Below are 18,704 nucleotides of genomic sequence, written 5' to 3'. Positions count from 1 at the left end.
GCCTTCGTCACCTCCTCGGGTGACGGTCAGCCTCGTTTGGTTGGATGCGAGCATGACTTCCGCCGAGATCGGTGACCAGCGCATCGAGTACGTCATCGACGGTCCCGACGACGCCGAGCCGATCCTGCTGATCATGGGCATGGGCGCCCAGCTCGTGGCGTGGCCGACCGACCTCGTCGACCTCCTCGTCGCAGCTGGATTCCGGGTCATCCGCTACGACAACCGCGACCAGGGGCTGTCGTCGTTCACCGACGCACCGCCGCCGACCCGGGGCCACGTCGTGCGTGGGCTCGCCGCCCGCCGCTGGGCCACGTCCGACTACACGTTGGCCGACCTGGCCGACGATGCTGCGGGGTTGCTCGAGCACCTCGGCATCGACTCGACGCACGTCGTGGGCGCCTCGATGGGCGGGATGATCGCCCAGGAGCTGACCCTGCGGCACCCGCAGCGGGTGCGGTCGCTCTGCTCGATCATGTCCAACACGGGGCACCGACGCTACGGACGGTCCTCGGCCCGGCTGCTCCCGGCGTTGCTCCGCCAGGTCCGGGCGACGCCACCGACGACGCGCGACGAGGCGATCGCGGCAGGTGTGGAGGCGTTCCGGGTCATCGCCGGGCTCGAGTTCGACGAGGTCGAGATGCGCGAGCTCGCGGAGGCGCACGTCACCCGGCGCGCCAACACGGCGACGAGCCGCGATCGCCAGCTCAACGCCATCAACGCCTCCCCCGACCGGACCGCGCGACTGCGCACGATCACCGTGCCCACCCTTGTCATCCACGGGCTTCGCGACCGCCTCGTCCTGCCCAGTGGTGGCGCGGCGACGGCCCGGGCCGTCCCGGGGTCACGGCTGCTGATGTTCCCTGAGATGGGTCACGACCTGCCTCGTGGGCGCCGGGCCGAGATGGTCGACGCGATCACGCAGAACGCGCGCCGGGCCTCGCCCGCAGGCTGAAGACCACGGCTGCGGTCGCGATGGCTGCCGCAGCAAGGAGTGCCGTCACACCGACCACTGTCGACTGCGGCTCGTCGGCGAAGCGCCCGAAGGCCAACCAGCCCAGGCCCCAGACGGCTGCGGCCGCAACTCCCCAACGGGTGGGCTCGGCGCGCGTCAGGCCGATGGCAAGGGCTGCCACCACGACGACACCCACGAGGGCCGCCATGACCGCTCCCGCACCACTGCTCAGGTCGACGCCGCTGCCCGCCGCAGCCGCTGCGATGTTGGCGAACGTCGCCACGGCCACCCATCCGAGATAGAGACCGGCGGTCGCACGGGTGATCCACGTGCCGACGACATCGGCCGGACGCTCACGCATGGCGGCCAGCTCGAGAGCCAGCCGGACGAGCACGAGCAGCAGGGCCACAATGACGAGGACACTGAACCAGACCCACCCCTGCTGGGTCACGAGCAACCAGACGGCATTGAGCACCATCGAGGCCGCCACCAGCCAGCCGGTGCGCCGGGCCAGCTCACTGCGGCCGGCCACAGGGAGCCACTGCCACACCGTGTAGGCGGCAAGACCCAGGTAGACGACTGACCAGATCGAGAAGGCCGGGCCGGCCGGGGCGAGCAGGGTGGCGTCCGCCGAGAGCGAGCCACCGGCGGACTCTGCGACCCGGGTGCCGATCACTCCCACCCCCGCGAGGGTGCCGAGGACGCAGAAGATCTCGGCTAGGGTGACGGCGATCTGACGGGTCCGGTCACTGGAGGTCATGGCTCCAGCCTGCCACCGCGGGGAGTGCTCCCCATTCCGTCCCGGTCGCAGGGTCCCTAGCGTTCAGGCCATGACGATCCGGATCCTCCCCGGAGAGGTGCGCAGCGCGTGGTCGCTCGGGGCCGCCGAGGCGCGCACCGACCTGGGCAGGACGAGCGCCGACCTCGCAGACGCCGAGGGCTCGTCCATGGGTGACCTCGCCGACGACCTCGCGTATGCCGTGGAGCGGGTCCGCGGCGTCACGAGGACGACGACCGCGGTGATCGACTCCTTCGAGACCAACGTCGAGTCGTGCATCACGACCTACACGACCACGGACCGGGCGTCGGCCGGGGCCTTCACCCAGCTCACGCCCCCACAGACATGAGCGTCATCACCGACGTCATCGACGAGTTGCAGGGCGTCCTCGCGGACCTGCAGGACGTCGACCTGTGGCCACCGTGGGACGCGGCCCAGACGATCGTCGACCTCATCGGCGCGATGGTGGAGGTCGCCACCGAGGCACCCGACCCCGCGGCGACCGACATCGACGACGCTGCTGCAGCCTGGCGTCGCCTCGGCCGGACCTGGAGCGGGGCCTGCACCGATGTGGAGCGCACGGCCACCAGGACGACCGTCGCCATCTGGGAGGGCGACGCCGGCGACGGCTACCGCTCCTCTCTCACGGCACTTCAGGACCGGATGGACTCGGTCGAGCCCGCCACCAACAGGATCGACAGTGCACTGTGCACCCTGAGCACCGAGATGACCGATGCTCGCCGGCGACACGGCGATGCCTGGGACGAGCTGGGCAAGCACACCTCGATCTCCTGGGGCGACCTGTGGCCGTGGGAAGCTCAGGGACTACATCGCGGGCATCCTGGAAGCCGTCATCCACGGCGCCGGAGAGCTCCTCGGCGCGTATCAGGACGCACACGGGGCCATCACGACGGCGGCACGAGAGATCCGCAACGCGATCGACGAGCTGGAGCTGCCGCACGAGCTGCCCGAGGGCGTGAGTCCGGTGAGCGGGGTGAACCTCTTCGTCGGTGGTGGCGACGGCAACGACTCAGGACCGTTGCGCGGCAACGTCGTCGAGCGCGCCAACGACGCCATGAGGGCCATGACCCCCGAGGAGCGTGCGGCCGCCGAGCGACTGCTCGCCGGAGCCTCTGACGACACGTCACGCGGCTGGCTCCTCGCTGCGATCGCCGCCGGGGCAACAGGGACCACCCTCGTCAACTACGCCCGCAAGCTCGGCCAGCTCACCCCGGCGCAGCGGAAGGCACTCGACCCCACGAGCCATCCAGGGGTGTTCACGCAGCCGGACTCGACGACCTGTGGCTCCTCCAGCCTGCTCCTCTCGAAGATGCTCAACGACCCGCTCTACGCCATGCGGGTCATGACGGGCTACGACCCGCGGACCGGTCAGCAGGTCGGCGATCCCGACCCGGTCTCCGACGACCGGAACCCGCTGCCCGCAGGCGCCACCCCCGAGCAGGTCGCGATGCACAACCGCTTCCAGCACGCGGCCATCGACGTGCACCACCAGACCAACGGATTCACCACGCACGACGGCAAGTTCAACGGCTGGTGGCCGGAAGCGGCAGGCACGAGCCCCGGCTCGGCCGCTCGTCACATGTCCGGCGACGGTGGCTCCGGGACGGGCGGCGGCTACGAGACGCGCTACATCGATCCGGACAACCCCGGTGAGACCTACGACCGCATCGCTCGAGCGGCCGACAACGGTCAGGCCGTCCCCGTCTACACCTATGACGTGAAGGGCACCGACAACGCCGGGGCTCACGTGGTGCTCGTCACCGGCACCGAGGACGGCAACCTCCGCGTCTACGAGCCCGAGTCAGGCGAGACGAGGATCACCACCCGCGAGGAGTTCCACGAGCGCCAGCTCAGCGACTCGATGGGTTGGGACAAGCCGCTCGTCGCCATCCTGCCGCCCGAATGAGCACATGGCAGGCTGGCATCATGCGAGCACGGACCTGGCCGACGACGGTCGCCACGGCTGTGCTCACGGTCGGACTCCTCAGTGGCTGCACCGCGAGGGATGGTCGCACCTTCCCCGATGCCACGGACCTCACTCGGGCGCAGAGGGTGTGGAGCGACCCGTGGGTGGCGCCCGACGTCGCCACGACGGTGGAGCCGCAGGGAGCAGCGCCCGGCGTGCGCCGTGACGTCGCTGGTCGCAGCTATCTCACGGACGCCGCACCTCGCGTGGTGGTCACGACGGAGGTGCGGGCGGCGATCGCGGCGGGCTGGAGCCTCGTCGGGGTGCGGTGCGAGCCGGACGAGCAGGGGCTCGCTGGGGGCGCCTCGGCCCAGCTGGCACAGGGCACCACACCGGACGACGGAAACCACGCCACGATCCAGGCCTCCCTGACGGCCCCGGACGCGGCGCAGGCCCAGCCCCGGGCGACGCAGGTCGGCTTGGGCGCCTCTGTCCCCCACCACCTCGACACCGCCTGGTCGGCACCTGCGCCGATAGACCTCGACGACAGCTGTCTCGTGCAGGGCACGCTTCCCACCTCACCCACGGCAGCGTCATCAGCACCCGCGCAGCTGTCGGGCCCGGTCCCGCTGTCAGGTGAACGGGTCGACCCACCCGAGTGGACGGACGAGGCCGTTGCGGACGACCTCGAGAAGGCGGTCGATGCTGTTCGCAGTGACCGGTCGCTGACCGCCCTGGGCCTCACTGTGACCCCGCCCGCGGACACCGGGGAGAGCGAACCGAGGCGGGCCGCCATGTCGGCGCCTGCCCCGCTGAAGGCCTCGGGCGGTCTTGCCCAGACCGTCACCTCACTGTCGTCGCAGGGCTGGACCCTGACGTATGCCGGATGCATCGGACCCGGGGCACCGAACGTCGCCGAGCTGACCCGGCCGGCCGGCAACCGCACGGCCGCGCTCCGCCTGTCAGAGGTGGTCACCCGCGCTGATGGCGCTCCGGTCGACGCCACCGTGGTCATCTCCACGCCGGGCTACAGCTCCGATCCACCGGGAGCAGTCGCGGACCCGTGCTTTGCTGAAGGGTCAGCACCAACGTCGTTCTCCCACAAGGGCGCTCCGCATCTCGGGCCCACGAGGATGTTCCCGCTCCAACGGTGACCGTCCACTCCGGACGGTGCCCACCGTCCAGCTCGGTGGCTCGTTGACGGCACCTCATCGACTGAGTCACGAGCAAGGTCCCGCAGGACGCGGCATACGGCACGCGGTCTGCGGGACCTTGCCGTCTCGAGAGACAGGCTGGGTGCTCAGGCCGTGAGGGAGTCCTTGACGGCGGCCACGAGCTGGTCGACCTCGTCCTCGGTGATGACGAGCGGTGGAGCGAGACGGATCGTCATGCCGTGGGTGTCCTTGGCAAGGATGCCGCGCTCCATGAGGCGCTCGCACAGCTCACGGCCGGTGGGCCCGCCGGGCGTGACGTCGAGGCCCGCCCACAGCCCCCGCACCCGCACCGCGTCGAGACCGTTGCCGACGAGCGGCTCGAGACCGGCCAGCAGTCGTGCACCCAGCCGACGGGCGCGCTCCTGGAACTCACCCGTGGCGAGCAGACGGCATACCTCATGTCCGATCGCGGCAGCGAGCGGGTTCCCACCGAAGGTGGACCCGTGTGACCCGGGCGAGATGACGCCGAGGACGTCCTTGTCGGCCGCGACGGCCGAGACCGGATAGAGGCCACCGCCGAGGGCCTTGCCGAGGATGTACATGTCGGGCACGACGTCCTCGAGGTCGCACGCGAAGGTCGTGCCGGTGCGGGCCAGACCCGACTGGATCTCGTCGGCGACCATGAGAACGTTCTGCTCGGTGCAGAGCTCGCGGACGTCACGGAGGAAGCCCTCCGGCGGGACGACGACGCCGCCCTCGCCCTGGATCGGCTCGAGGAGCACGGCGACGGTGAACTCGTCGACGGCGGCGCGCAGCGAGTCGATGTCGCCGTAGCGGACGGCGCGGAAGCCCGGCGTGTAGGGGCCGTAGTTGTCGTGGGCCACCTTGTCGTCGGAGAAGCTGATGATCGTCGTCGTGCGGCCGTGGAAGTTGCCCTCCATGACGATGATGTTGGCCTGGTCCTCGGGGACGTTCTTGACCTCGTAGCCCCACTTGCGGCTCACCTTGAGCGCGGTCTCGACCGCCTCGGCGCCGGAGTTCATCGGCAGGACCATGTCCTTGGCGGTGAGCTCGGCGAGGGCCTGGGCGAACGGACCGAGCTGGTCGTTGAAGAAGGCGCGGCTCGTCAGGGTCAGGGTGCCCAGCTGCTGGCGGGCGCGCTCGACGAGCTGCGGGTGCGAGTGGCCGAAGTTGAGCGCGGAGTAGCCGGCGAGGCAGTCCAGGTAGCGCTTGCCGTCGACGTCGGTGACCCATGCGCCCTCACCACTGGCGATGACGACCGGGAGGGGGTGGTAGTTGTGCGCCGCATGGCGCTCGGTCGTCTCGATGTGCTGCTCGGTACTCATTGCCGGGCTGGTGCCGGGCTGCTCGGGCGTCATGGCTGGGCTCACTCCTTCGTTGCGTGGTCGCGATCACTGTAACGGCGCAGGAAGGCACCGCCGAACCGCCGAACGGAGCCCTCTGTCGTCGCAGGACTCAAGGCTGACGGCGGCTGAGCGACCACGCCGACGCGTCGTCCAGAGACCCCTCGCGGACGCGGGTGAAGACGAGCCGGTCGTGCAGCCGGTTGGTGCGACCTCCCCAGAACTCGACCTCGTTGCAGGTGATCCGGTAGCCGCCCCAGAAGTCCGGGACGGGGACGTCGTCCGACTGACCACGGTCGGGCCAACGGGCGGCATACCTCTCGTATGCCGTCTCGAGCTCGGTTCGCGATGCCACCGGTTGCGACTGCTGCGAGGCCCACGCCGAGATCCGCGAGCCCCACGGCCTCGAACCGAAGTAGTCGCTGACCTCGTCGCGGTCGAGCAGGACCGACTGCCCACGGAACCGGATGGCGCGAAACATCGAGGGCCACGTCAGCGAGGCCGCGATGCCTCGGTTCTCTGCGAGCTCGGCTCCCTTGGTGGACAGCGTGTTGGTGAGGAAGCCGGGACCTCGCTCGTCGAAGAAGCGCATGAGGACGGTGCGGACGTTGGGCAGGCCGTTCTGGTCGACTGTCGCGACGGAGAGTGCGTGCGGTTCGGGCACGTCCGCTTGCGCGCCGGAGCGCTCGACGGCATCGTCGACCCAGCGCTTCGCCTGGACCCAGGGGGTGGCGGCGACCTCGTCCTCGGAGAGACCGGTGCCGGTGTAGTCGATGCGCGTCATGTCGTTCACGCCTCCGAGCCTAGGGCCGACTCGTTGCCGGCGGGCGTGGCGAAGATCCAGCACGCCAACGGCATGTGCGTGGCGGCCGAGCTCTGGCGACTCAGCGAGGCGCGCGGCCGGCGAAGGCTGCGAGTCGGTCGTGCACCGAGGCGTCCGGTGCGGCGTCGACCTCTGGCTCGAACGCTCCTGCCCGGTTCTCCGGCGTGAGGTTGGCGGTCATGAAGGCGTAGGCATGCTCGGCCACCTCGTCGTCGAGTGCCGTCCGGCTGCCGATGGATCGGGCAAGGTCCCAGCCGTGGACCGCGAACTCGGGAATCGCGGCCCCGGACGAGCCGCCGGACGCGTCCGCGCGAGCGTGCTCGAGCAAGTCCGCGGCACCGGCCCGGAAGTCCCCCGCAGGGTCGTCGCCGAGCTCGGGCGGGTTGGCCCAGTCGACCTCCTGGCCAGCAAACATCGAGACGAAGTTCCGCGGCGACGCGACGACGTGTCGGACGAGGTCGCGGACCGTCCAGTCCTGGCACGTCGAGGCGTCGTCGTACTGCTCCGGCGACACCTCGTCGAGCAGACGAGCCGTCTGGTCGAGGGCGCGTGAGAGGAGCGTGCCGGCGTCGGTTTGGGCGTTCATGGCTGGCCTTCCGTGGACGGTGGGCGGGCGTTGGCGACGCTACCCACTGCCACCGACACGGTCGAGGACACGCGGCTAGCCTGAAGTTCGGCGCGGCCTCCTCAACCGGTGGCGCCGCCGCCCTCCCACATCGCGCTCTCAGCTGGCCACGAGCTCGGCGCGGGCAAGAACCTCGTTGGGCACGGCATACAGCTGGTCGCCGACTCTCACCTGGCTGCGCGTCGAGAACGCGGCCTCCACCTCACCGACGACGCCGTGCAGCGGCCCGTCCGCCACGATGCGCACCATCGCTCCGACGACGAGTGCAGGCTGCGCCGTCGCAGCATCCCCCGACCCGGCACCCTTCGGAGCCTTTGCCGCCTTGCGACCGAGAGTCAGTGCCTCGAGCTCCTCGCGATAGGCCTGCCCCATCGAGACCCGGCGCCCGTGGAAGGTCCAGGTGATGACGAACTCCGGGTCGAAGCCGTGGCGGCAGCGCGAGCAGCTCAGCACCCGGGTCGGCCGACGGTGCCGAGTCGAGACGTGGCCGTGGGGGCACACGCCGCGCCAGGGACCCTCGACGCTCGGCGCGCTCGTGGGGACAGTGCGCTCACCGGAGCAGCCGATCGCCCGGGCCTTCGCGCGCCACACCTCATCGTGTCCGTGGCTTGGGCCGACGAGAGCGTGGGCGATCTCGTGCAGGATCGTGTCGCGCACCTCGGCCTCGCCGTGGAGGCGCGTCAACGGGGCGCTGAGCGAGATCGTGCGGGACGCGAAGCGGCACACGCCGGCCCTGGTCTTCGCCCGATCCATCGTGACGTTCCAGTGCTCCAGCCCGTGCTCACGCAGCAGGCGGCGCCCGAGTGCGAGCGCCGGTGAGATCTCCATGTACTCATGCTGTCAGCGACCACTGACACTGCCTGTCCACGCACGATCATCCCCGAGTCGGAAGCGACGTATAAGGTTTGTGGAATCTCGCCCACGAGGAGCTGTGATGGCAACCGCCGACGACACCGATGCCACTCCCACCCGTTGGGACGAGCGTGCCCGCACCCAGCTCGCCCACGCCCTGCGTTCGAGAGTGGCGGGTGACGACGCTGCAGCCAAGGCCGCGGTGATCTGGGGGGCCGAGGGTGAGCGGTGGTTCACGCCGGACGACCCCATCTGGCGGGTGCACGCGGACGCGGCCATGTTTCCCGGCGGCATCCGGGCGCTGCTGCTCCAGTCGCTGCACCCCCTCGCCATGGCCGGGGTCGCGGGTCACTCGGGCTTCAAGGGCGACCCGTGGGGGCGGCTCCAGCGCACGAGCGAATTCCTGGCGACGACGACGTTCGGGACGATCGAGCATGCCGAGGTGCTCATCGAGCGCGTGCGCTCCATCCACGAACGGGTCCGCGGCAAGGCCGAGGACGGACGCCCCTACGCCGCGAGCGACCCTCAACTGCTCCGCTGGGTCCACATCACCGAGGTCGACAGCTTCCTGACAGCGTTCCAGCGCTACGCCTCCGAGCCGCTCACCGACACCGAGGCCGACCTTTATGTCGAGCAAGCCGCAGTCGTGGCGCGACGACTGGGAGTCGTCGATCCACCGCTGACCACTGCTGCGCTGGCCGCGATGATCGAGGACTACCGGCCCGAGCTGCAGTCCACGGCCGCATCGCGGGAGGCAGCGCGATTCCTGCTGCTTCACCCGCCGCTCCCCCTGGCTGCCAAGCCGGGGTATGCCGCCCTGGCTGCGGGCGCCGTCGCGCTCCTTCCACGGTGGGCACGACGACCGCTGCGGCTGCCCTGGCTGCCGCTCACCGAGATGGTGCTGGCGCGTCCTCTGGGCGATGCGGCAACCGCGACGGTGCGGTGGGCCATGACCGACCCGGCGGATATGCGGACGGTCGCGACGGAGTCCCGCGCCGGCTGATCCGGGCACCTCACAGGAGGTGCCCACGCACCGTGTTGGCGCCTCGCCACGCCAGTTTTGGCCGCGGTGAGCACCGAGAAGCGCATCAGGTCAGGCGGGCACGTCCCAGCGAGTGAGGTCCGCTTCCCACTGCGCGAGGTGTTCGGCTTCGAGGTCGTCGGCGATCTCGAGCAGCACCCACTCGGGGACGGCCTGAGCCAACCCATCGGGTGGACCCGTATCGAGTCGTTCTCGATGTCGTTGCCGCTGTCGTCGGTCACTCGCCCTGGCTCGCTCCCGAGCACGGGCGAACTCCGCCAGTCGCTCGGTCAGATGTCGGTCATAGCTGCCTCGGCTCAGGTCCCAGGTCACGGATCGTCCGTGTTCGTTCGGTGGATGAACGGTCGCGATGAGGCGCTGGTCGTGCACCTGGGAGTGGTGGCGCTGGCACAGCAGCGCCGCGTTGTCGAGGTCGGACGGACCGCCATCGACCCAGTGCACGACGTGGTGCGCCTGAGTCCAGGCAGCGGGCGCCGTGCACCCGGGGAAGGTGCACTGACCGTCTCGGTGCCACAGGAAGCGGCGCTGTCCGAGGGTGAAGAGCCGGGTGACCCGACCGAGGTCGGCCACCTCACCGTCCGCGCCAAGGACGACCGGGATGAGGTCGGCGTCGCACGCGAGCTGTCGGACGGCCGAAGGGGCAAGCATCGTCTGCTGGGCCCGCGAACCCATGACGGAGCCGGACCCTGACCCGCCCCCCTCCGCGCAGTCCGACGCGCCGACCCGAGCGAGCCCCGCCAGCAGGTCCGCCAGAGTCACGGTCACGTGGACGACCGTCGCCGCGCCTCCGGGACTCTGGCTCCCCGAGTCCGCCGAGGCGGCGCCGGTGAGCACGGCGTCCAGGGCTTCCACCCGGCGCTGACCTGCGCAGCGCAGGTCAGCCTCCCCCGTGTCGGGATTGGGAGCCGGCTTCGACAACGGTCCGATCGCGGCCTCGAGTCGCGAGGCCTGCGCGGGGGTCATCGCCATCCGGTACTCGGTCAGGTCACCGTCGGCCACGGTCGGACTCGACAGGAACGCCCCCGGACGCAGTCGTCGCTGCTTGTCGTCGAACTCGCCCTCGCGACCGTACTGTGCGAGCAGCCGGGGCCGGATCCTGCGAGCTTCGGCCTGCCCCCACTCGACGCCGTGGTCGAGGATCGCCTTGGTCACCGTCGGCATGGCCTCGTCAGTGAGGAGATCCTTCATCCGCGCCACCTCACGCAGGGCGGTCAGCGCGAGCCCCGCGCCCACCTCCCCGGAGACGACGCGGCTCCACACGATGCCCTCCGGTCGGCTCTCGTCGGCGAAGGCGCCGGCGTCCGGACCACCACGCGACCACAGGCCACCGGGTGTCGATGCAGCCGCCTCCTGCGCGAGCTGCGCCACCTGACCGGCGCCGCCCTGGCGAAGCGAAGGCGCGTGCTCACGCACCCACGAGTGCACGGAGCCCTGACCCCTCCGAGCCGAGGCGAACTCGCCGCGGTGCGCAGCCTCGGCGGTGACACGCACCTGCGCGGCCGCCGCCTGGGACTTCACCTCATCGGCGAGGGTCATGATCTCGGCGAGATCGGCGGCGCTCAGGGATGACAGCACGTCACCGATGTCGGCCAGCCCGTCACGAGCAGCGCCCAGCACCCCACGCAACGGCGTGACGGGAGCCTGCTGCTGCTCGTCCATCGATCCTCCTCCAACGACTGATCCCAACCTATCGGCGACCACTGACACCGGCCACGCTCCGCGAGATTCGCACTCCCCCAACAGAACTCACGCCGTTCGTGCCCCAGTGGCGGTCCCTGCCGTTCAGCTGAGACCTAACCTAGATCCCACCACTGACAGCCACTCCAGGACAGATGTCACCGCCCTGTGCCACGTTGGGTCGCATGCCAGTTAATCCAGCCGCGCCAACCGAGCCAAAGGCCTCGCACCGGTTCCAGCGTGCGCCGCTGGTGATCACCGCCGCAGCTGCCCTGGCATCAGTCAGCCTGCTCGCCACGGCGCTCGCCCTCGGTTGGTTGGGTCCGGACATCGGCCGTGGCGGGGGCTTCTGTGAGGCGGCGCGGGACGCTCTTGTCCGACAGCCAGCCAACACCTTGAGCAACGTCGGCTTCGTGATCGCCGGGCTCGCGGCTTCTTGGCACGTCTCCCACCGCGGAAGCGGCACGATGAGCGCACGTCTTGGCACGGCATACGCCGTCGTGGTCGTGCTGCTCGGCCCAGGAAGTGCAGCGATGCACGCGTCGCAGAGTGAGCTGGGTGGGCACCTCGACCTCTACAGCATGTATCTGCTCGCGAGCTCCGTCCTTTCGTATGCCGCTGCGCGGCTCCTGCGACTCGCCACCACCGGATTCGTCGGGCTCTTCGTCGCTGCGCTGGGGTTGTGCACGGTCGCCGAGTTCACTTCTGCGGACGTCCCGGTGGTCATGACGTTGGGCAACGCGGTCTTCGCGGTGATGCTGCTCGCCGGGCTGGCCATGGAGGTGGTGCTGCGGACTCGTGGCGGTGTCCGCCTCGACGTGCGATGGGGATTGGCCTCTGTCGCAACGCTGCTCGTGGCCTTTGCGATCTGGAACACCGGCAAGGACGGTGGCCCGCTCTGCGATCCGCACTCTCTCCTGCAACCGCACGCGGTGTGGCACCTGCTCGATGCCGTGGCCGCGTGGTTGCTCTTCCGCTACTACGTGAGCGGTCGGCCGTAAGGTCGACCCAAGCCAGAGACCGCTCCGGACGCGGTCCGACAGCATGGCCATCTCCCGCCCTTCTCCCTCGTGCGATCCGGGTGGGCATGGAGAAGAGCGACGACGTGTGGTTGCATGCCTCTTCGGTCAAAAGCCAGATGTAGCGCAAGGACTCAACGTTCAACGAGAAGTCGCTCGGCTACTCCTCGTTCCAGGCGTTTGTCGAGTCGCACGGTGACCTCGTCGAGATCCAGTCCAAGGAGAACGGACACCTGACCCTCCGGCTGTGCTGACGCGTCGCTGTGGATAAGTCCGCGGCGGGTTCCACGGCTTTCGCCAGACTCCCGTGCCATGACCTTCGAAGCGCCGGTATGCCTCTGGCGTCCTTGGTTCTGCTGCTCTCCGTCCGTTTGGGACGTGTTCGCCGGCCGACCGCCTCGCCAACACTGCGCGATGCGCGTCGGACCGTCATCGCCAAAAGCCAGCGCAAACGCGGCGCTGTGATGCGCTCGAGGCTCTGCCCCAAGTGGCAAAATCCGGCGAATTCTTTAGTCTGGATAGCAAGACACGATGCCTCGCGCCTCTCAGAGCTGCTGCCCGGCACCGCACGACGGAGGGGATCCGCACCATGAAGATGATGACGTATGCCGCAGCCGCAGCGACCGCTGCCACGCTCGCCCTGGGGGGTTGTAACGGCGGTGAAGACGACCCGACGCCGACACCAACGAGTTCGTCGACTACCCCTTCGCCGACCAGTTCGCCCACCCCAAGCGGTTCGACTCCCGTCACAACCTCGCCCAGCCCGTCTGTGAGCGCCAACCTCCCCCCGGCCGCCCGCGCCAACACCGAAGCCGGTGCGATCGCCTTCGCCAAGTTCTTCGTGAACGAGATGGACCGCGGGTACGTCAAGGCCGACTCCGATCCCCTCAAGCCCTTGTTCACCAAGAACTGTGAGGACTGTCAGAACGTCGTGGAAATCATCGACAAACTCGAGGGCTCGGGGACCCGTCAAGCGGCCTCCAGTGCGACTATCGCTGGAGCGACCTACGCGGTCCTCGGCGGCCGGCCTGCGGTCGACTTGTTCGTGCAGTACGCCGGAGTCAATCGCATCGACAATGCGGGCAAGGTGGTGTTCACCGGCAAGGACCGCAAAGTTGCCTACCGATTGCGCCTCACGCACGCGAACGGATGGCTGGTCGATGAAATTGGAACATTGTGATGCTGCGGCGCGCACTTGTCGGTCTCTCCACGGCTGCTCTCGCGGTCGCGTTCCAGATCTCCTTTAGCGAAGCTGCCCATGCAGATACGTGTGAGCCACCACTGATCCCAGTCGAGGTGGAAACCGGCATTGGCTCCGACGGCGTAGAAGGTCAAACGAAGACGCAGTGCGTCCTCGATCCGAAGAACCCAAACACGGGTGAAGACAAAGACAAGGACGAGCCAGCGGGGTCGAAGCCTCCCCCGCCGCCGGACCCATACGAGTACGCGTTCGCCTACGACTGCCCCGGACGGGACCTTTCCTCGCTTGCCGGAGGCACAGTGTCAGGCGAGGCATGCGGGACCGCAGCCCTTGCCTGCCAGTTCGAAGGTCAGGACGGGGCCCAGCGCTTGCAGGTATTCCGCCGCCTCAAGGGTTCCACCGGGGCTTGGGATCAGATCGGAACGACGTGTGGTCCCGAAGACATGCCGCCGGGGGCTCCGGCTCCACCACCCATTCCCACGTTGGCGCAAATCCAGCAGGCGTTCTTGTCTCTGCCGTTCGCCAAGCCAACTGTGAACATTCAGCCGGAGGGCGATGTCACTCTCGTCAACCTGCCGACGTACTTCCAGGCCCAATGGCCAGCTGGCAAGCTTGGTCCCGGCGACATCAGCAAGAAGGTGCAGCTCCTCTCGTGGTCGATTGAGTTCCGGATCGATCCTGCTCGCTACAACTACGACTTCGGCGACGGATCCTTCTCTGGCCCGACAACGGACCTCGGTGGCCCGTACCCCGAAGGCAAGATCCGCCACACGTACGAACAGCCGAACCACGCCGCGTCCGTGAAGGTCGATGCGGAGCTCACCGGCTCATATCGCGTGAACGGCGGTGCCAACTGGATCCCTCTGGGCGGCGTCGCTGATCTCCAGGACGAGCCCGTCGTCACTCTGCAGGTCCGCGAGGCCAAGTCCCGCCTCTACGGGAAGCAGTAGCTAGCGGACAGTGTTGGCCGGCGAGACCCTGTGAACACCTCACGGCCAGATCGTTTCAGGCATCGCAGTGCTTCGAGTTCTCGTCATACTCTGCGCTCATCACCAGCGTCCGCGCCATTCATGGCACGCGTCCGTCACCATGACCAACCTCGGCCGATGCGACGCGGAGCTGTGGAAAACTTCACAGCCGACCTCGCCGGGCTCGCCAGAATGAGTGCCATGAGTGCCATGAGTTCATATCGGGGCAATGTCAGTGGGCGCGCTGGCGCCGTCGCACGCTGGCTGCGCCAGGCCTACTTCCCCGAACCGCCGGACGCCGCCGGATGGACTCCGCCGAGTGGCACCTGGCGACGCATCCGACCCACGCTGGATGGCCTGCTCATCCTGCTACTCGTGAGCATGCCGGCCTCGTTCATCGGGCGCGTCTTCGCGGTAGGAACACAATGCGAATTCACCTGTCAGAGGACCCTATTCACAGTCGGTGGCGTGATCGCAGCCTACTTTCCTTTTGCCTCATCGGCGATCATCACCGCCGTGACGATTCTGCATGCCGCCGCCGGTCGACGCCCCAGGCGCTGGTGGATCCTTGGACTTGCTCTGATCGTGGTCTGGTTCTTCGTCGGGCTGCACTTCATGGACTCGGCCTTGCGCTGACGACGCAAGGACTCGCCGCAGGTGGACACGTGCGAGCACCCAGTTTTCACCACTCCGCCCGCCCAGACGTGGGTGACGCCGCGAGCGCAAACGCGAGTGCACGGCATACAGGGGTGTGTATGCCGTGCACTCGGATTTCGGGTGAACGCACCCGGGAGCGACTCAGTTGACGGCCACCGCCGACCGCACGATTGTCGACCCGAGAAGCGTGGGCGCCCTCATGGCCGTCTCGACGACGCCCGTGCCACGGGAGGCGCCGAGCACGTCGATGGTGTAGCTCAGCGACTCTGCGGCGCTACCGGGACTCGATGTCACGCGCAGATCCTCCGTGGGGAGGTTGCCGACCGGCAGGAACGCGCCCTGACCGAGGGCGTTCTCCGCACCGACGAGGAAGGGCTGTCCGGCCGGGTCGGCCGGCAGGGCGTCCGGGTCGTAGGCGAACGTGATGTCCTCGGCGCCGTTGACCCCGATCCATGTCTGGAACGTCCTCAGGGAGCTCGTCCCGAAAACGTTGACGCGGTGCTCGACGACGAGCCACGTCGACACGCCGTCGGTGAGCGTGCCGGCATACACGCCGGGAGCGCCCGTGCCGTCGAGGTCGGTCCAGAACGGCGCGAGCATGTTGTTGGGCGCTGCCGAGCTGGGCCCGCTCGGCAGGTTGCAACAGTTGTTGTCCGCGGACGTCCCGCCACCGGCGACCAGGTAGCCGTTGGAGTCGATACCCACCTTGTTCCAGCTGCGACCAGCGAACGTGAACGCCGGCACGTTGAAGTTGACGATGTCCTCGTCACCCACAGCAGTGGGAGTGATGCCGAACGCATCGAGCGGGAGGTAGCCGGCAAGAGACCCTGGGCCGATGGCCGGGATTCCCGGAGCCTCTGGTGCCAAGGTTGCCGTGGCCCGGACCGAACGACTCCCAGTCACGACGGCGGGTGGACTTGCGCCGCTCACCGTGAGCTGCTTGTTCACCGTCGTGTCGAGGGTGAGGTCCACCGGGGCGGGTGAGCCGTTGGTGGCGGTGACGGTGCAGGTCGACGTGCCACCACGTGCGATGGCTGCCGGCGTGCAGGACTGGGTCAGGCTGACCGCGGACTGCTTGTGGACGAACGCCACGGGCAGGTGAAGGCCAGCGCCCGACTTCGGCGTGAACACGATCGACCCGAACCGCTGGGAGCCGATGGGCGACTCCGAGCTGATGTTGACGGTCACCTGACGAGACGCACCGGGGTTGAGCGTGAACTGGCCCGGCGTCACCTTGATCCGGGAGTCCGGGGTCGTGGACGCCGAGACGGTGATGCTCTGCATGACCGAGCTCACGTTCTTGACCGTGCGCTTGGTGGTCACGGCACCCGGCATGGTCGGGGCATTGACCGACGGCAGGTTGAGGTGGATCGCCGTGACGTCCGACGCCCCGAGGGCAGCGAAGTTGGCCGCCGACTCGTCGAGCGTGAGGACCACGTCCGCGGCGGCGCCGACATCGATCCGTCCGGCGCCCATGTCGAACGGGTCAGCCGGCGTCGTGAGGTTCTCCTTGACGACCGACGTCTTTGACGACGCCATGAGGGCCGACTTCACCTGTCCCGGGGTCCACGACGGGTGAGCCGCCTGCACGAGTGCCGCAGCACCCGCGACGTGGGGCGAGCTCATCGAGGTGCCGGCGATCGCCTGGAAGTATTCACCAAGAGGCCCGCCGGGGATCTCGTCCGGTGTCGGGGTGTGGCCCGCGAGGACCTGCACGCCCGGCGCCGTGACGTCCGGCTTGAGGTAGCTGCCTGCCGGGCCACGGCTCGAGAACGCCGCCATGACGTCACCCTGCCCGCTCCGCTTCTCCCCCGCGTCGAACTGGGCAGTCGCACCGGGGTTGGCCGCCATGAAGGCGAGGAGCTGTGTCCCGTTGGCAAGGTGCACCGTCGGGAGGTAGTGGTTGTCGGTGAGGGTCTCGGCGAGCGCCGGGTTGTAGAGCACCATCCCGGCGGCTCCACCCTGCTTGACGTTGTATCCCTTGAGGACGCGACCGGGACCGCGCTCGCAGGCGACGATCTTGCCGGTGAACAGTCCGGGTGGTGCCGGGGCGTCGCACAGCGGCCGGCTGTAGGGCGCTGCGCTCGAGAGCACGATCGGCAGCGGCGTGACGCCGGTGCCCGCCGTGATCGAGGCACCGTCGAGGTCAAGGGTCGGCGCTCCGCCGGCCCCCGCGAGGTGCAGCGTCGTGGCGAACTGGCGCTTCTGCGTCGAAGCGGCCACGGTCGTCACCCATGGGCTGAGGTGGTTGGCCGTCGAAGCTCCGGGGCCGTCGTTGCCGGCGGAGGTCGAGACGAACACGCCCGCGGCATACGCATCGAGGAACGCGAGCTCGACCGGGTCACTGAACGGGTCGGTCCCTCCACTGATCGAGAAGTTGATGACGTCGACACCATCGAGGATGGCCTGACCGACGGCGGCTGCCGAGTCGGAGCTGTAGCAGCCGTCGATGCCGCACACCTTGTACTCAGCGAGCCAGGCGCCGGGCGCGACGCCGCGGATGGGGCCGCGATCGACGCCGAACACGGGTGCCGTCGTGAGGACGTTGCCTGCGGTCGTCGAGGAGGTGTGGGTTCCGTGGCCGTTGGAGTCACGGGCCGAGTGGTACACCTCGGCGCCTGCGCGGCCGGGGTCCGAGAGGTAGGTGTCAAGGAAGGGCCGACCGCCGACGAGCTTGTTGTTGCAGACGAACGGGTCGTTCGCGGGGGTCAGCGGGTTGTCACCGAAGTTGCAGGCGAGCGCCGGACCGGGTCGCGGGGCGAGGTTGCCCTGGTCGGCGAACGACGGGTGCTCGGGCCAGACGCCCGAGTCGAGGTTGCCGTAGAACACACCCTTGCCCGCGTCCTTGGGGCCGTTGCTGCCGCCGAGCTCGTTCTGCAGGCCGGTTGCGTTGATGAAGTCAGAGCTCGCGTCGGTCTGCAGCTGACGCAGCTCGTCCGGCATGACCGCGACGACACCGTCGACCCTGACGATGTCCTTGACGCGGTTGGCAGGGACGGTGGCGGCCACTCCGCCGTAGACCACGCGATAGGACTGGCCGAGCTTGGCGCTCGGAGCGGCCTTGCGGACGGCGGCACTGATCGTGCGTTCACGACCTGCTTGGTATGCCGTGTAGGCCCGTTCCACTGTGCTCCTGCCGTTGAGTTTGCGCCCGGTGACACCCGGGCTGGTCGCGGCAAGGCCGCGCACTCCCCCGGCGTAGCTGGCGGTGGCGTCGAAGTCGTACTTGATCATCACGTTGACCGGCGCGGAGTCCGTGCGCCTGAGCAGAGCGTTCGGGGTGCGGGCCAGGCGTGACGAGGCTGCCTTGTCGGAGGTCACCGTGTCACTGGGGGTGAGCGGGGTGGCGGTGAAGGTGCGCGTGGAGGACGGGTTGGGGTCCGTCGTGGAACCGAAGGATGGTGAAGACAGCGTCAGCGCAAGCACTGGCGCAGCTCCGGCGGCGACGATGGCGCGCCGGAGGGGAGATGTGAGCATCGCACGACCTTCCGAGAAGGACGGCCGTGTGCACGCGGCCCTGGGCCGCGAGCAACGGCCAGGAGTGTGTTCGGAATCGAACATTCCGACGCTACGCGCGTGCGGGCTGGCCCGTAGCCCCTTTGGTGAAAGCCAGCAGCCCATTTGGGCGATTCCGGAGAATTCGCGATGTGACCGAACTGGCCCGT

At 68.9% G+C, this 18,704-nt stretch carries 16 protein-coding genes and 1 pseudogene; 10 read left to right on the top strand and 7 right to left on the bottom strand.

Annotation, left to right across the window (positions count from 1 at the left end; genetic code table 11):
- The first annotated feature begins 52 nt into the window (after positions 1-52).
- Complete coding sequence (locus tag ACZZ98_RS15785) at positions 53-952, top strand: alpha/beta fold hydrolase (RefSeq protein WP_463517130.1); 900 nt, start codon at positions 53-55, stop codon at positions 950-952.
- Here the strand turns inward: ACZZ98_RS15785 and ACZZ98_RS15780 are convergent.
- Entirely contained in the window at positions 915-1,712 is a 798-nt protein-coding gene (locus ACZZ98_RS15780; RefSeq protein ID WP_463517129.1) for a tryptophan-rich sensory protein, read from the bottom strand. The genes ACZZ98_RS15785 and ACZZ98_RS15780 overlap by 38 nt on opposite strands.
- A gap of 70 nt (positions 1,713-1,782) precedes the next feature.
- On the opposite strand from ACZZ98_RS15780, the gene ACZZ98_RS15775 reads away from it, so the two are divergent.
- The 3 genes from ACZZ98_RS15775 (at position 1,783) to ACZZ98_RS15765 (ending at position 4,811) form a co-directional block, all read left to right on the top strand.
- Positions 1,783-2,079 (top strand): hypothetical protein, encoded by a 297-nt coding sequence (locus ACZZ98_RS15775; RefSeq protein WP_463517128.1) that lies wholly within the window; start codon positions 1,783-1,785, stop codon positions 2,077-2,079.
- A 384-nt stretch (positions 2,080-2,463) separates the two neighbouring features.
- Positions 2,464-3,657, top strand: coding sequence for a hypothetical protein (locus tag ACZZ98_RS15770; protein ID WP_463517127.1), 1,194 nt, complete (start codon positions 2,464-2,466; stop codon positions 3,655-3,657).
- Positions 3,658-3,677: 20 nt separating this feature from the next.
- Positions 3,678-4,811, top strand: coding sequence for a hypothetical protein (locus ACZZ98_RS15765; protein WP_463517126.1), 1,134 nt, complete (start codon positions 3,678-3,680; stop codon positions 4,809-4,811).
- A 146-nt stretch (positions 4,812-4,957) separates the two neighbouring features.
- Here ACZZ98_RS15765 and rocD read toward each other — a convergent pair whose 3' ends face one another.
- The 4 genes from rocD to ACZZ98_RS15745 all read right to left on the bottom strand — a co-directional run bounded on the left by rocD (position 4,958) and on the right by ACZZ98_RS15745 (position 8,451).
- Positions 4,958-6,190 (bottom strand): ornithine--oxo-acid transaminase, encoded by a 1,233-nt coding sequence (gene rocD, locus ACZZ98_RS15760; RefSeq protein WP_463517125.1) that lies wholly within the window; start codon positions 6,188-6,190, stop codon positions 4,958-4,960.
- Positions 6,191-6,287: 97 nt separating this feature from the next.
- Complete coding sequence (pdxH, locus tag ACZZ98_RS15755; RefSeq protein ID WP_463517124.1) at positions 6,288-6,968, bottom strand: pyridoxamine 5'-phosphate oxidase; 681 nt, start codon at positions 6,966-6,968, stop codon at positions 6,288-6,290.
- Between the two features lie 91 nt (positions 6,969-7,059).
- Positions 7,060-7,584 carry a TIGR03086 family metal-binding protein gene (locus tag ACZZ98_RS15750; protein WP_463517123.1) on the bottom strand — a complete coding sequence of 175 codons (525 nt, stop codon included), beginning with the start codon at positions 7,582-7,584 and terminating at the stop codon, positions 7,060-7,062.
- A 138-nt stretch (positions 7,585-7,722) separates the two neighbouring features.
- Complete coding sequence (locus ACZZ98_RS15745; RefSeq protein ID WP_463517122.1) at positions 7,723-8,451, bottom strand: SprT-like domain-containing protein; 729 nt, start codon at positions 8,449-8,451, stop codon at positions 7,723-7,725.
- A gap of 106 nt (positions 8,452-8,557) precedes the next feature.
- Between ACZZ98_RS15745 and ACZZ98_RS15740 the strand changes: the two genes are divergently transcribed.
- Positions 8,558-9,478, top strand: coding sequence for an oxygenase MpaB family protein (locus ACZZ98_RS15740; RefSeq protein ID WP_463517121.1), 921 nt, complete (start codon positions 8,558-8,560; stop codon positions 9,476-9,478).
- Between the two features lie 90 nt (positions 9,479-9,568).
- On the opposite strand, the gene ACZZ98_RS15735 is transcribed toward ACZZ98_RS15740, so the two are convergent.
- Positions 9,569-11,176, bottom strand: a complete 1,608-nt coding sequence (locus ACZZ98_RS15735; RefSeq protein WP_463517120.1) for an HNH endonuclease signature motif containing protein — start codon at positions 11,174-11,176, stop codon at positions 9,569-9,571.
- Positions 11,177-11,445: 269 nt separating this feature from the next.
- Here ACZZ98_RS15735 and ACZZ98_RS15730 point away from each other — a divergent pair, with 269 nt between their 5' ends.
- The 5 genes and pseudogenes from ACZZ98_RS15730 (at position 11,446) to ACZZ98_RS15710 (ending at position 15,018) form a co-directional block, all read left to right on the top strand.
- Positions 11,446-12,195: a ceramidase domain-containing protein gene (locus ACZZ98_RS15730; protein ID WP_463517119.1), complete on the top strand. Its 750-nt coding sequence runs from the start codon at positions 11,446-11,448 to the stop codon at positions 12,193-12,195.
- Positions 12,196-12,356: 161 nt separating this feature from the next.
- Positions 12,357-12,467 (top strand): annotated as a pseudogene (locus tag ACZZ98_RS15725) (NYN domain-containing protein); the annotation flags it as partial.
- A gap of 335 nt (positions 12,468-12,802) precedes the next feature.
- A complete protein-coding gene (locus ACZZ98_RS15720) occupies positions 12,803-13,393 on the top strand; it encodes a DUF6318 family protein (RefSeq protein ID WP_463517118.1) in 591 nt (196 codons plus the stop codon).
- Complete coding sequence (locus tag ACZZ98_RS15715; RefSeq protein WP_463517117.1) at positions 13,393-14,364, top strand: hypothetical protein; 972 nt, start codon at positions 13,393-13,395, stop codon at positions 14,362-14,364. Before ACZZ98_RS15720 ends, ACZZ98_RS15715 begins: the two co-directional genes overlap by 1 nt.
- 219 nt (positions 14,365-14,583) lie before the next feature.
- Positions 14,584-15,018 (top strand): hypothetical protein, encoded by a 435-nt coding sequence (locus ACZZ98_RS15710; protein ID WP_463517116.1) that lies wholly within the window; start codon positions 14,584-14,586, stop codon positions 15,016-15,018.
- A 162-nt stretch (positions 15,019-15,180) separates the two neighbouring features.
- Here the strand turns inward: ACZZ98_RS15710 and ACZZ98_RS15705 are convergent, their stop codons facing one another.
- A complete protein-coding gene (locus tag ACZZ98_RS15705; RefSeq protein ID WP_463517115.1) occupies positions 15,181-18,516 on the bottom strand; it encodes a S8 family serine peptidase in 3,336 nt (1,111 codons plus the stop codon).
- Positions 18,517-18,704: the final 188 nt, after the last annotated feature.

It is taken from the genome of Knoellia sp. AC549 (genome assembly GCF_979258975.1).
Note: the sequence above shows the minus strand (reverse complement) of the source record. Positions and strands in the feature narration are given on the sequence as shown.